Raw genomic sequence first — 13,394 nt, forward strand, 5'->3', positions numbered from 1 at the left:
TGACACCTGCCCGCAATCGTGGCTCGATGACCCGAGCGGTTAACCGGGATGAGTCGAGGCTTTCTGATTGCATCAGGGTGTCGAGACGCCAGGCGGGCGCCCGCGGCGCGCAGGGGACAGTGCCCCGATCCACATGGGGCGCTCAGCTATGGCCCCGGCATCTCATGACGTCGGCGGCCCCGCGACAAGCTTCGATGCCGGGGAGCGATCGATGTCCTGCGAACCCGCTTGAAAACGGGTTTGCCCGCTCCTGCGCTTCGCTATTTCAGCTTGAGCGCCTTCAGCACATCGTCCCACGCGACAAGCTTGAAATTCTGCGCGGCCGGCGCGTTCTCGCCGTCCTGCGCGATCATGATGCCGCCGGGGAAGGCAGGACCGAAATCGCCGACGATCACCTCGATGCCGTCGGTCTCCTCGGTCGAACCGAACCTGCCCTTGGCGATGCGGAAGCGGCCGACATAGGCATCGTCGGCCAGCCGGTAGAGCGCATAGGCATTGTCGCCCTGGCTGGAGACGACGAGATAGCCGCCATCGCCCTCGCTACCATCGCTCGCGATCGCCAGTCCCTCGACATCGTCGAACAGCCGCTGCTTGTCGACCTTGGCGATCGACACCGCCTCTGCGGCGCCCGTCGGCCGCGCGTCGAAGCGCCAGAGACCGACATCCTCCTCGGCGACATACAGGCGATGCGTCCGTTCATCGACGACGCAGCCCTCGGCCTGGCTGCCGACCTTCAGGCGGCGGACCAGGCGCCCCACGGGCTGGGCACCGGTGAGGTCGAGCGCGACCTGGCCGATGCCGCCTTCCTTGGTGACCATGAACGCATAGAGCGCGCCGGCGTCGCGATAGAGGCACATGCCATAGGCCTCCCCCTCGATCGACGGCACCGTGCCGAGCGCGGTGAGCTTCGCGGTGGCGGTGTCGAGCCGGAACAGCGCGACCCGGGCATTGGCCTCGTCGCTGCGGTCGCTTGCCACCACCAGCACGCCGTCGGTGCCGCCGATCGCCACGTCGGCGCGCAGGTCGACATTGTTGACCCGGCCGGTCTTGATGAAGGAACGCGTCTTGCCGTCCAGCCCATAGACATAGAGGCCGGCCTTCTTGTCGGTGGCGACGATCAGGCTCTTCGCCGGGTCCGCCGGGTCGCGCCAGATCGCGGGGTCGTCCGCCGCATCGGCGTTGGCGGTGCCGACGACATCGGTCTCACCGCGCGCGGTCACTTCGGCGGTGACGATCGGCGCGGGCGTCGCCGCAGGCGCCGATTCCGACACATTCCCCATGTTCGTCAACGCGTTGTCGGCAGTTTCACCGCCGCCGCAGGCCGCCACGGTGCAAAGAAGCAACGCAGTCGTCACCGACCTGAAACAAAACTGTAGGGTCTGCGTCACGCAAATTCTCCACTGGCCGGCTCGATCGCGCCGCTCATACATCTCAAACCGCGGCGGTCAATTTCGGTGTCTTGCCGAAAAAGGGGAATTCAGTGACCAAGAAACTGCTGCTGCTTGGCGGCGTTGCGCTGCCGCTCATCTTCGCCATGCCCGCCGTCGCGCAGGAATTGCCGACCGATGCGGGTACGCCGCAGGAGGAAGCCGACCCGGTCCGCGCCAGCGACATCATCGTCAACGGCCAGATCAGCTTCCGCAACCGTACCGACGATGCCAACCCGGTGCTTTCCTACGACCTCGAATATTTCCAGCGTTTCGAGCCGGTCTCGGTGGGCGAGATGCTGAAGCGCGTGCCGGGCGTGACCTTCACGTCGGACGTGCTGGAATATGACGGCGTCCAGATGCGCGGCCTGCCGCCGGGCTTCACCCAGGTGCTGATCAACGGCCGCCGCGCGCCCGGCGGCGAGGCCGACCGCAGCTTCTTCGTCGACCGCATTCCGGCCGAACTGGTCGAGCGCATCGAGATCGTCCGCGCACCGCGCGCCGACCAGCCGAGCGAAGGCATCGCCGGCACGCTCAACATCATCACCAAGGAGTCGGTCAGTTTCGAGGGCGGCTTCGCCAAGGCCGGCGCGCTGATCAACGAGGATGGCAAGGTCCGCCCTTCGGGCGCGATCGCCTATGCGACGAGCATCGGTGAGGACACGACGATCTGGGCCGGCCTGAACTATCAGGAGCGCCGCAACCCCAAGAAGAAGGTCTCCTACCGCTTCGGCGACACGCCGACGACGGGCGCGCCCTACACCGACGATCCCGAGTTCGATAACACCGAGCTGCAGGACGATACCCGCGACGGCAGCGACCTTTCCGGCAATCTCGAGCTGACGCATCGCTTCGGCGACGATGGCCGCATCCGCTTCTCGGGCTTCTTCGTCGACACCGACCGCGACGAGGACGAGAGTTCGGTCACGCTCGAGGGCGAGGATCTCGATTTCGACGGCATCGAGGTGCAGCACGAAGAGATCAACCAGCAGACCTATTCGCTCGGCATGGACGCGATCGTGCCGCTGGGCGGCGTCGAGCTCGGCCTCGCCGCCGGCTGGTCCGGCTTTCGCGAGGATTCGACCTCGACGGTGTTCGTCGGCGAGAATGAGGATGATCTCACCGACCTCGAACTCGACGATGAAGAGACGCTCAACATCAAGGATGACGAGTATACCGGCACGATCAGCCTCACCTTCGGCAAGGATTCGCCGCTCAAGGTGAAGGCGGGCGTCGATCTGCTGCACAAGAAGCGCAATGGCCTGAACGACGGCGACTTCCTGGCGGGCGAGTTCACCATCAAGGAAGACCGCTACGATCCCTATGTGCGGCTGACCTATGAGCCGAGCACGACGTTCAGCGTCGATGCCGGCCTGCGTTACGAGATCACCCGCCGCGACGTGACCGGCGAGGATATCGACGATGCATCCTACGACACCGAGATGCTCAACCCGTCGCTGCACGTCCGCTACGCCCCCACCACGCGCGACCAGTTCCGCGCCTCGGTGGCGCGCACGGTCCGCCGCCCGAACTACGGCCTGCTCTCTCCGTTCGAGGAGGAGGAGAGCCCGGGCGACGAGGATGTGACGATCGGCAACCCCGAACTCAGGAACGAACGCGCCTGGGGCGTGGACGTCGGCTATGAGCGCCGGTTGGGGACCAGCGGTATCGTCGGCATCAACTTCTTCTACCGCAACATCAAGGATCTGACCGAACTGGTGCGGATCGCGGACAGCGACATGGGCGGCAACGTCTACACGCCGCGCAACATCGGCGATGGCGACACCTGGGGCATGGAGATCGATTTCTCCGCGCCGCTGACCGCGTTCGGCTTGCCCGACACCGGCCTGTTCGCAAACTACACCTATCTGGACAGCGAGACGACCGACCCGTTCACCGGCGAGAAGCGCCGCTTCAACAACCAGCCGCACCATGTCTACAATCTGGGCTTCATCCAGACGGTGCGGACGATCGACGCCAGCTTCGGCGCGACCATTTCCGGCCGCAGCAAGGCGCGCGAGTACAACTTCGACGAGACGATCGACCTGCGCTACGATCCCGACCTCGAATTGTTCGTCGAAAAGCGCATCGGCAAGAATTTCGTGCTGCGCGGCTCGGTGCAGAACCTGCTCGACCGCCAGAAGAAGGAAGACTTCCGCAAATATGACGGGGATTCGCTCGACGAGATCATCGCCAACCGCGCCGCTGGCGACCTCGACGAATATGAGATCGAGCGCGAGAAGTCCGGCCCGCTGTTTCAGGTGACGCTGCGCGCCGCGTTTTAACGGGCCTCTGCCCCCCTCTCCCCTTCGGGGAGAGGGGGAGTCGCGCGACGCGTAAAGGTTCGGAGGGCGCGGTACTGCTGCCCGGCCAGCCAAATTCGGGCGAACCTGTCAGACGTCTACGCTTGGCGCGACTGCCCCTCTCCCTGGTCCGCTGCGCGGACCTGTCCCTCTCCCCAAAGGGGCGAGGGCTTTCTCTGTTCCTACCCCTTCACCGCGAGCGCCGCCGCCACGATCGCGGTCAGCATCGCCGCCACCAGCACGCCGGGCCACGGCATGATACCCACCCGATCGAGGTCTTCGCGCGTCAGGCGACGGCGATCGGCGAAGGCGGCGATGCCCGCCACCGTCGCAGCGATGCCGCTGACCGCCCATAATTCCGTCTGCAAATTACCCCGCCTTCGACTTGTGTTTCCTCGCCTCTTCCAGATAGGTTGCAGACAAGGGGACGAAAGTCCCCGCCCCGACAAAAACATGGGTGGAGGATGATGATGCGGAATGCTTTGCTGGCGGCGGCGGCGCTGCTGGTGGTCACTGCGGGCAGCGGCGCTGCGATCCTGGCGAGCGAGACGAAGGCGCCGGGCACAGATGCGCAGGCGCTGGCGACGGCGATCGCCGGGTCCAACCGCAGCGAAGCCAACCGGGCGCGCGATAAATATCGCCACCCGGCCGAGACGCTCGCCTTCTTCGGTGTCGCCCCTACCGACACGGTCGTGGAATATAATCCCGGCGGCGGCGGCTGGTACACCGAGATCCTCGCGCCCTATCTTGCGACCAAGGGAGCCTATTATGCCGCGCAGCCGGGCACGCGCGGGCTCGACGCGCTCAAGACCAAGTTCGGCGGTGCGCCGGCCGCCTATGCCAAGGCCAAGCTCGTCGCATGGCCGCCCTCTTCCGCGGCAATCCCCGATGGCAGCGCGGACAAGGTGCTGACCTTCCGCAACGTCCACAACATGATCATGAGCGGCGGCACCGCCGCCGACGATAATTTCGCCGCTTTCTATCGCGTCCTCAAGCCCGGCGGCGTGCTGGGCGTGGTCGACCACCGCCTGCCCGAAAACCGCGACATCGCGCTCGAAAAGAAGAGCGGCTACGTCAAGCGGTCGACCGTGATCGCGCTCGCCGAAAAGGCCGGGTTCAAGCTGATCGATGAATCCGAGATCAACGCCAATCCGAAGGACAGCGCGGACTGGCCAGATGGGGTATGGACGCTGCCGCCGGCGCTGGCGAAGAAGGATGTCGATCGCGAGAAATATCTGGCGATCGGCGAGAGCGACCGGATGACGCTCAAGTTCCAGAAGCCGAAGCGGTAGCGGCGGGATCATCCGCCGCCGCGGATCTCGTGCCTGTCCAATCGGCACCCCCTCACTCCGTTCGCCCCGAGCGAAGTCGAGCATCTGTCTTCCAGGTCAAGCGGGTTTGGGCGCCCACACGCGATTTTTGGTGATGAGGGTGTTGGCAAGCGCGACGAGTTTTCGTGCGACGGCGATGAGGGCGAGCTTTGGAGCTTTTCCGCGCGCGAGAAGGCCATCGTAGAAGCGCTTCAAGTCGGGGTTGCGGCGGCTGGCGACGAGCGCGGCCATGTAGAGGGTGGATCTGAGCTCGGCGCGTCCGCCGCGTATGGATCGCTTGCCGCGCATGCCGCCGCTGTCGCGGGCGAAGGGCGCGAGGCCGACGAGGGCTGCGGCCTGCTTGTTGGTAATGCGGCCGAGTTCGTGGAGGTATGAGAGGAAGGCCTGGGTGCTGATGGGGCCGATGGCGGGGATGGATCGCAGGATTTTGGCTTTGCGCGTCATCTCGGCATCAGCCTTGATCAGTTCCTCGATCTTCACCTCGATGCGATCGATATGCGTGGCGATCGAGCTCAGCCTTCTTTTATGTTCGCTCTTGAGGAAGCTGCCCTGCGTGACGCTGAGCCTGTTGCGCAGCGCGGTCTGTTCGGCGAGCGCCGCGGTGCGGGCGCTGACGAGTTCCTGAAGCTCCTCCTGCCGCCGGCTCACCGGCTCGGATGCCGAGAGGCCGAAGCGATCGGCCATCAATGCCAGCATGGCGGCATCGATCGCATCGGTCTTGGCGAGTTTGCCGGCAGCCTCGGCGAACAGCCTGGCCCTCAGCGGATTGACGAGCGCCACCGGCAGTCCGGCATCATGCAGATGGCGTTGGACGTCCCGATGATAGCGCGACGTCGGCTCCATCAGCACCAGCTTCACCGCGAACCGGCCGAGCACCTCGACCAGGCGGTCATGCCCGGCACTGTCGTTGCTCACCCGCAGCTGCTCGCCCACCGGGTGAATGTGGATGTCCAAATTGGCCTTGCTCACATCGACGCCGACATGGACCTCCGGCAGCGACTTGTCCTCGACCTTTCCTTGCATACGGGACTTGCTCCCCTTCATCTGTTCAGGCCAGACTTGAAGGGACGGACGGACCGATCTCGACTACGGCTCGAACCAAGGGACACTCGGTCCCGTCCGTCCGACCGCCGGGGGTGGCCACCCCCGGCGGTCGCCCTTCTGGACTACCAGATCGGGCTGACCGCAAGATGCAAGGGGGCCGTCGAGCGCAGCCGAGACGGCGGCTTTGGGCCCCGCTCCGGGCGGGTCCCGGTTCCCGGCTTCGCTCGAACAACCCCTCGACTTCGCTCGGGGTGAACGGTGGGGTGTTGGATTGCTTTGGAAGCGTCCGTCCGGGCGGACACAGTCCTGATCCGAGTGATTGACGCGAAGTCGTCCCCGCTCCGGGCCTCAGGCGGCGGAGGGTTCGCTCGTCCGATCTCCGAAGAAGCGGGCCGCGATGTCCGCGGCGATCCGCGCCGGGCGCAGCGTTTCGGCATCGACGCAGCACCAGCTCGACTTCACTTCCGCCAGCACCTCTTCGCCGCGGCGGATCAGCGTCTCGTAGAAGGCCCGTGCGCCCTGCACCTTCTCGAGGATGACGGTGGCGATCACCTCATCCTCGAGGAAGGCGGGTTTCCGGTAGGTGATTTCGTGCTTGAGCGCGACCCACAGGTGCTGCGCCACCGCCTCGGCCGGCGCGAGGTTGCGCCAATGTGCGATCACCGCATCCTGCACCCAGCCAAGATAGCGGGCATTGTTGACATGCCCCATGAAATCGATGTCCGCCGGCTCGACGGTGATCGGATGGTGATGTGGGGCAGCGGCGGACATGGTGCTTACACTAATGTAAGCGGCCGGCGCTGTCAGCAGGGATTATGTTGCGCGGCAGCAAGCTGACGCGTCCGGCGCTCATTTCCGGATCAGCGTGCCCGCGCCGCGCCGGGTGAAGATCTCGATCAGCATCGCATGCGGCACGCGGCCGTCGAGGATGACCGCGGCGTCGACGCCATTCTCCACGGCGTGGATGCAGGTATCGAGCTTGGGGATCATGCCGCCGGAAATCGTGCCGTCGGCCTTCAGCGCCGCGACCTGTTCCGGATTGAGATCGGTGAGGAGGTTCTTCTCCTTGTCGAGCACGCCCGCGACGTCGGTCAGCAGGAAGAAGCGCGACGCGCCGACCGCGGCGGCGATCGCCCCCGCCATCGTATCGGCGTTGATGTTGTAGGTGTGGCCGTCCGCGCCGCTGGCGATCGGCGCGATCACCGGGATCACGCCCGCGTCGGACATGGTATCGAGGATGCGGCGATCGACGCCCACCGGCTCGCCGACGAAGCCGAGGTCGACATGACGCTCGATCCCCTGCAGCGCGTCCGCCTCGTCACGCCCCACCTTGCGCGCGGTGACGAGCCCGGCATCCTTGCCGGAGATGCCGACGGCGCGGCCGCCGGCGGTGCCGATCCAGTTGACGATTTCCTTGTTGATCGAACCCGCCAGCACCATTTCGGCGATGTGTGCGGTCTCCGCGTCGGTCACGCGCAACCCGCCCACGAACTGCGATTCGACGCCGAGCCGCTTGAGCATCGCGCCGATCTGCGGTCCGCCGCCATGGACGACGATCGGGTTGATGCCCACCGCCTTGAGCAGCACCACATCCTCGGCGAAATCGCGCGCCAGCTCGGGATCGCCCATGGCGTGGCCGCCATATTTGACCACGAAGGTCCGCCCGGCATAGCGCTGCATGTAGGGCAGCGCCTCGGTGAGCGTTTCGGCCTTGGCGAGCATCGCCGGATCGATGGTGCTGTTCGTCATGCGCGCGGCCTTAGAGTTTCCGCGCGCGCGTGAAAACGGCTTTTTCGGCTTCGGCTCAGCGCGCGGCCACGCTTCCGTCCAGCCGCCGCCCGATCGCGACGAAGGCATAGATCAGCAGCGGCACAAGCGCGACCGACAGCACGACCTTGGTAACCATCTGTCCGACGATGACCCCGCCAATGGGGAAGAGACCGTAAAAGGCGATGGTGATGAACAGCAATGTGTCGACGATCTGCGAAAGGGTGCTGGCGACCGCCGAGCGCAGCCACAGCAGACGGCTCCCTTCCCGCCCCTTCAGCGCGCTGAAAACAGTGACGTTGAGCGTCTGCGAGGTGCCATAGGCGATGAGGCCCGCGAACATCAGCCGTGCGCTCTGGCCGAGGATCGTCTCGAACGCGGCCAGCCGCGGCGCCTCCATGCTCGCCGCCGCCGGCAGCGACAGCACCAGTTCGATCAGCGCCATCGCGGCGATCATCGGCAGGAAGCCGATCTGCACCAGGCGGTTCGCCACCTTCGCGCCGTGAATTTCGGCGACGGCGCTGGAGAGCGCGACGAGTAGCAGGAAGGCGAAGATTCCCGCTTCCACCGCCAGCGGCCCCAGCCCGAGCAAGGGCCCCAGCGCCGAGACCGGCCCAAGCGAGACCAGCTTGTTGCCCAACACGCCGGCGATGCAGACCATGCCGCCATAGAACAGCGCATAGACGAACAACGATCGCTGCATCGCGACCGTCGGGTTGGGTTCAGCAGTCACGATCGGTCCCCGGCAAATGTCAAACGCCAACGACTAGAGGTTCGGGCGGGAAATGGAACCACCCGTGTCGCACGCGACAAGAAGGCGAACGCTATTTCAGCATGAAACGCTGCACCTTGCCCGCGGCGTTCAGCGGCAGTTCCGCCACCCATTCCACCGTCCGCGGGGCCTTGTAGTTCGCCATTTCGTCGCGGCACCAGGCGAGGAACGCCGCCGCATCCTGCGCCGCGCCCGGCTTGGCGACGATCACCGCGTGGCCGACCTCGCCCAGCCGCTCGTGCGGGCGGCCGACGACGGCGACGCGGGCGACCTCGGGATGTTCGAGGATACGCGCCTCGATCTCGGCGGGGTAGCAGTTGAAGCCGCCGCAGATGAACATGTCCTTGGCGCGGTCGGTGATCTTCAGATAGCCGCGCGCATCCTGCGTGGCGATGTCGCCGGTGCGCAGCCAGCCTTCGGCGTCGATCGCCTCGGCGGTGGCAGCGGGGTCGTCGAGATAGCCCTTCATCACGTTGAAGCCGCGCACCAGCAGCTCGCCCGCCTCGCCGGCGGCGACGTCGCTGCCCTCCGGATCGACCAGCCGTACCTCGACGCCGGGGATCGGCGTGCCGCAGCTCGCCGCGACCAGTTCGGCCGGATCGCCCGCCTTGGTCGCGCTGACGCAGCCGCAGCTTTCGGTGAGGCCATAGGCGGTCAGCACATCGTCGATGCCCAGATCCTCGCGCATCCGCCGGATCAGCACCGGCGGCACGCTCGCCGCGCCCGTCACCGAGAGGCGCAGGCTGGAGATGTCGGCGGTCGCGCGCTCGGGCGCGTCGAGCAGGGACTGGAAGATGGTGGGCGGCCCCGGCAGCACGCTGATCCGCGCCGCGGCGATGCGGCGGAGCGCGGATGCCGCGTCGAACATCGCCATCGGATAGACGGTGGCACCCTGCAGCAGCGCCGCGATCCAGCCCGCCTTGTAGCCGAAGGTGTGGAAGAAGGGATTGACCACGAGATAGCGGTCGCCCTCGCGCAGCCCCACCGCATCGCTCCACGCCTGGAAGGTACGGAGGTTCTGCATGTGGCTGCTCATCGCGCCCTTGGGCCGGCCGGTGGTGCCCGACGTGAACAGCACGTCCGCGACATCGTCGGGCGCAACCGCGGCGATGCGCGCGTCGATCGCGGCATCGTCGATCGCCTCGCCCGCCGCCAGCCACGCGTCGAAGCCGTCGTCGAGGAAGACGATCTCTTCCAGCAGCGGCAGATCGCGCCCGGCCAGCATCGCGGCATAGTCGAAGCCGAGGAAGTCGCGCACGCTGAACAGCCAGCGCACGCCGCCGCGCGCGAGGATGTCGGCGGCCTCGGCGCCCTTGAAGCGGGTGTTGAGCGGGATCAGCTGCACGCCGATCTGCACCGCGCCCGCCGCCGCGATTGCCCAGCCCGCGCTGTTGGGTGCCCAGATCGCGATGCGATGCCCCGGCGCGCCGCCGCGCGCGATGAGCGCGCGTGACACGCGGCGCGCGCCATCGCGGAAGGCGGCGAAGCTGATCGTCCTGCCATCCTCTTCATGCAGGAAGACGGTATCGGGCCAGCGCGCGGCGGCTTCGTCGATCAGCGCGCCCATGGTCAGCGTGTTGGGAAGCATCTCACCTCGTCTCGCGAAATATCATGGTCATGGTCAGTCCTGCGCCACATCGATCCAAGCACCCTGTGCGGCGGACGCGCGCGCGGCGTCGAGCACCGCCTGGCCGCGCACGGCATCGGCGAAGCTGCCCGCGGTCTCCCGCGCGCTGATCGCCTCACCGGCGATCCGGCGGCGCATCTCGCCGAACAGCCGGGCATAGGGCGCGACATCGAACCCCATGCTATGCCAGCGATCCTGCTCGGTCTGGATCAGGTCGGCGACGGGGAACGGTTCGGGGCGTGGCATCGCCAGTTCGGGCGGCATTTCGATCGGCCGCTGGCCGGCGGCATCGCTCACCCACACCTCTTCCGGATCGCCGAAGCCGGCGCCGGACTGGATCCAGGCGCCCCCCTTCGTGCCGACAATCTTGGTCGCCATGACCAGCGGACCCGGCGCCGCCAACGCCGCGATCAACGTGCCCTTCGCGCCGCCGGCGCATTCGAACTGCAGCACATAGCTGTCGTCCGCGGTCATATTGGGCCGGCCTGGCGCCAGGGTCTGCAGCACGCAATTGACCCGCATGATCGGGCCCAGTGTCGAGAGGATCTGGTCGATCATGTGGGTACCGAACGCGCCGAGGAAACCGCCGCCCTGCCCTGCATCCTCCCACCAGTCGCTCAGCGTCTCGTTCGGATCCTGCAGCCCCGGCTGGTGATAGATTCGCAGGAACTGGCGCGGTTCGCCGATCAGCCCATCCTGCACCACCCGCCGCAGCAGCGCCTGCGCGCCATCGAAGCGGAACTCGGCACCGAGCATATGGACGATGCCCGCCCGTTCGGCGGCGTCGCGCATCGTCCGCGCCTCGGCCAGATCGCGCGCGAAGGGCTTCTCGCAGACGATGTGGCGTCCCGCGCCGATCGCCGCCATCACCACCGGGAAATGCGCGTGCGGCGGCGTCGCGACCGTTACCAGCACGGTCGCCGGGTCGGCCAACGCCTCGGCGAGGCTGTCGGTGGCGAGCGGGATGCCGAGCGGCGCCGCACGATGCGCAGTGCGTTCGCGATTGCGGCCGACGATCGCGCGCACCGCGAACCCCGCCTCGCGCAGCGCGCGAACATGGGTGAACAGGCCGAAGCCGGTTCCGACCACCACCGCACCCGGTCGTTCAGCCATCGATCCTCTCCCCGATCATCCGCCGCGCCGCGGCGGCGCAGCGCGCGGCGACCGCCGCGATCGGCTGTGCGGCCAGCGCATCCGAAAAGACTTCCACGCCGAGCGGCGCCGCGGTGCCGGTCCGGCGCAGCGCCGCCATGAACCCGGCAAGGTCGAGCGCGCCCTCGCCCGGCAGCAGCCGGTCATGCACCATCGCATGGTCGAGATCGGCCTCGGGCGCCGCCGGCGCGTCGCCGATCTGGATGCTCTTGATCGCCCAGGCGGGCAGCGACGCGAGCAGCCCGAGATCGGGGGTGCCACGGAAAACGTGCCAGCTATCGACCAGCAGCCCGCCATTCGCGCGCCCCGCTGCCTCGACGATCGGCCACGCCGCGGCGAGATCCGGGATGCAGCCCGTCGGCACGAACTCCAGCGCGACATGCAGCCCCGCATCCGCCGCGCGGTCGCACAGCAGGGCGAACGCCTCCGTTGCCCGATCCCTGGGGCAATCGACGCCGCGCAGTTCGGCGACGGTGATGCCGCGCGCGCCGACCGCCTCGGCGATCGCGATCACGTGCGCGCCGGTCGTGCGCTGGAGCAAAGCGTCCAGCCACCCCGGATTCGGCTTGGTCGGCACGCCGGGCAGCCAGTTGCCGACGATCTCTACCTCGTGGATGAACAGCCCGGCATCGGCGACACGCGTACGCACCTCACCGGCATCGACGCCCCGCGCCGCCAGCGCCTCCATATCGGCGGCAAACATCGAGATGCCGGCGAAGCCGGCGTCGCGCGCGGGGGCCAGCCGGTCGAAGAAGGGCACGGCCTGCACCGTCCCCGCCGAAAGGATCAGCGCGTCAGGGCTCATGGAAATTGAGCTCGAGCAATATGCCGTCGGGATCTATGACGAAAAGCTGGGTCAGCTCGACCGCATCGATGCGGTGCGCGGTCCAGCCGACGCCCTGCGCGGCGAGCCGCGTCTCGATCGCGTCGCGATCGGTGCAGGCGAGCGCGACATGATGCAGCGCGCCCTGCGTGGCCCCGGCCTGCCAGGGCACCGCATCGTCGCTCGGATAGGCGAGCGCCGCCGAGCCGATATGCACCGCGGCATGGTCGCCATCGTCGAGCATCCAGCCGCCGCGCGCGCCATCCACATGCCCGGGAAAGGGCTGGAAGCGCATGCCCAGCACATCGCGATAGAAGGCGATGGCGCGTGCCGGTTCCGCCGTGCGCACATTGACATGGTCGATCGCCGCGATGCCCATCAGCCGGCCACCGTGAAGCCGCCGTCGATCGGCAGCACCTGCCCCGTGATCCAGGACGCCGCCGAACTGGTGAGGAACAGCACCGCGCCGGCGATGTCGGCGGGCTCGCCGAGCCGGCCGAGCGGCGTGCGCGCCAATGTCGGCCCGGTCCATTCGATCTCGTCGAAGGTGCCCGCGGTCATCCTGCTGCGGGTGAGCCCGGCGGCGACCGCGTTCACGCGAATGCCCTGCCGCGCCCATTCCACCGCGAGCACGCGGGTGAGGCCGAGCAGCCCGGTTTTCGCCGCGCCATAGCCGGGAATCATGCCGATGCCGAAATAGGAGGTCATCGAGGCAATGCCGACCACCGACGCGCCGCCGGCGCGCTTGCTCTGCGCCAACGCCCCGCGGCAGCCATGCGCCATGCGATAGGCGGCGGTCAGGTGCATCGCCAGCGAGCGTTCGAAGATCGCCGGATCCCATTCGTCGAGCCCGAGCGATCCGAGGGCAAGGCCGGCATTGTTGACGAGGATATCGAGTTCGCTCTGCGCAGCGGCAACCTCGGCGATCTGGTCGCGGTCCTCCACGTCGAGTTGCCGGTATCGAAAGCCCGACAGATCCTCGTCATATTCGGCGGCGTCGCCGCGCGTTCCGGTGATCGTCACCACCGCGCCCGCCTCGGCATAATCACGCGCGATTTCCGCGCCGATGCCGCTCGTGCCGCCCGTCACCAGCACATGCGCGCCGGCAAAATCGTAACGGAGATCGCTCCAGCCCATCCTCCTGCCCC

At 67.3% G+C, this 13,394-nt stretch carries 13 protein-coding genes; 2 read left to right on the plus strand and 11 right to left on the minus strand.

The features are described 5' to 3' along the window. Positions 1-260: 260 nt before the first annotated feature. A complete protein-coding gene (locus tag NX02_RS13975; RefSeq protein WP_047100039.1) occupies positions 261-1,280 on the minus strand; it encodes a phytase in 1,020 nt (339 codons plus the stop codon). Between the two features lie 200 nt (positions 1,281-1,480). Between NX02_RS13975 and NX02_RS13980 the strand changes: the two genes are divergently transcribed. Continuing rightward, the gene (locus NX02_RS13980) at positions 1,481-3,712 is read left to right on the plus strand and encodes a TonB-dependent receptor plug domain-containing protein (protein WP_025292820.1); all 2,232 of its coding nucleotides are present in this window, start codon (positions 1,481-1,483) and stop codon (positions 3,710-3,712) included. Between the two features lie 200 nt (positions 3,713-3,912). Here NX02_RS13980 and NX02_RS13985 read toward each other — a convergent pair whose 3' ends face one another. Then, on the minus strand, positions 3,913-4,098 hold the full coding sequence (locus NX02_RS13985) for a hypothetical protein (RefSeq protein WP_025292821.1): 186 nt from the start codon (positions 4,096-4,098) through the stop codon (positions 3,913-3,915). A 102-nt stretch (positions 4,099-4,200) separates the two neighbouring features. On the opposite strand from NX02_RS13985, the gene NX02_RS13990 reads away from it, so the two are divergent. Continuing rightward, the gene (locus NX02_RS13990) at positions 4,201-5,022 is read left to right on the plus strand and encodes a class I SAM-dependent methyltransferase (RefSeq protein ID WP_425424040.1); all 822 of its coding nucleotides are present in this window, start codon (positions 4,201-4,203) and stop codon (positions 5,020-5,022) included. A gap of 96 nt (positions 5,023-5,118) precedes the next feature. Here NX02_RS13990 and NX02_RS13995 read toward each other — a convergent pair whose 3' ends face one another. The 9 genes from NX02_RS13995 to NX02_RS14035 form a co-directional block, all read right to left on the minus strand. Beyond that, complete coding sequence (locus NX02_RS13995) at positions 5,119-6,084, minus strand: IS110 family RNA-guided transposase (protein ID WP_025290252.1); 966 nt, start codon at positions 6,082-6,084, stop codon at positions 5,119-5,121. 369 nt (positions 6,085-6,453) lie between these two features. Continuing rightward, the gene (locus tag NX02_RS14000) at positions 6,454-6,876 is read right to left on the minus strand and encodes an acyl-CoA thioesterase (protein ID WP_025292823.1); all 423 of its coding nucleotides are present in this window, start codon (positions 6,874-6,876) and stop codon (positions 6,454-6,456) included. Between the two features lie 78 nt (positions 6,877-6,954). After that, the gene (gene argB, locus NX02_RS14005; RefSeq protein WP_025292824.1) at positions 6,955-7,854 is read right to left on the minus strand and encodes an acetylglutamate kinase; all 900 of its coding nucleotides are present in this window, start codon (positions 7,852-7,854) and stop codon (positions 6,955-6,957) included. A gap of 55 nt (positions 7,855-7,909) precedes the next feature. After that, positions 7,910-8,575 carry a queuosine precursor transporter gene (locus tag NX02_RS14010; protein ID WP_158014253.1) on the minus strand — a complete coding sequence of 222 codons (666 nt, stop codon included), beginning with the start codon at positions 8,573-8,575 and terminating at the stop codon, positions 7,910-7,912. A 121-nt stretch (positions 8,576-8,696) separates the two neighbouring features. Then, complete coding sequence (locus tag NX02_RS14015; protein WP_025292826.1) at positions 8,697-10,232, minus strand: FadD3 family acyl-CoA ligase; 1,536 nt, start codon at positions 10,230-10,232, stop codon at positions 8,697-8,699. A 33-nt stretch (positions 10,233-10,265) separates the two neighbouring features. Beyond that, positions 10,266-11,384, minus strand: coding sequence for a Gfo/Idh/MocA family protein (locus NX02_RS14020; protein ID WP_025292827.1), 1,119 nt, complete (start codon positions 11,382-11,384; stop codon positions 10,266-10,268). Continuing rightward, the gene (locus NX02_RS14025; RefSeq protein WP_025292828.1) at positions 11,377-12,228 is read right to left on the minus strand and encodes a sugar phosphate isomerase/epimerase family protein; all 852 of its coding nucleotides are present in this window, start codon (positions 12,226-12,228) and stop codon (positions 11,377-11,379) included. The genes NX02_RS14020 and NX02_RS14025 overlap by 8 nt, the downstream gene beginning before the upstream one ends. Further along, entirely contained in the window at positions 12,218-12,625 is a 408-nt protein-coding gene (locus NX02_RS14030) for a VOC family protein (protein WP_025292829.1), read from the minus strand. The genes NX02_RS14025 and NX02_RS14030 overlap by 11 nt, the downstream gene beginning before the upstream one ends. Next, on the minus strand, positions 12,625-13,383 hold the full coding sequence (locus tag NX02_RS14035) for an SDR family NAD(P)-dependent oxidoreductase (protein WP_025292830.1): 759 nt from the start codon (positions 13,381-13,383) through the stop codon (positions 12,625-12,627). Before NX02_RS14035 ends, NX02_RS14030 begins: the two co-directional genes overlap by 1 nt. Positions 13,384-13,394: the final 11 nt, after the last annotated feature.

The sequence above is a fragment of the Sphingomonas sanxanigenens DSM 19645 = NX02 genome (genome assembly GCF_000512205.2).
GTDB lineage: Bacteria > Pseudomonadota > Alphaproteobacteria > Sphingomonadales > Sphingomonadaceae > Sphingomonas_D > Sphingomonas_D sanxanigenens.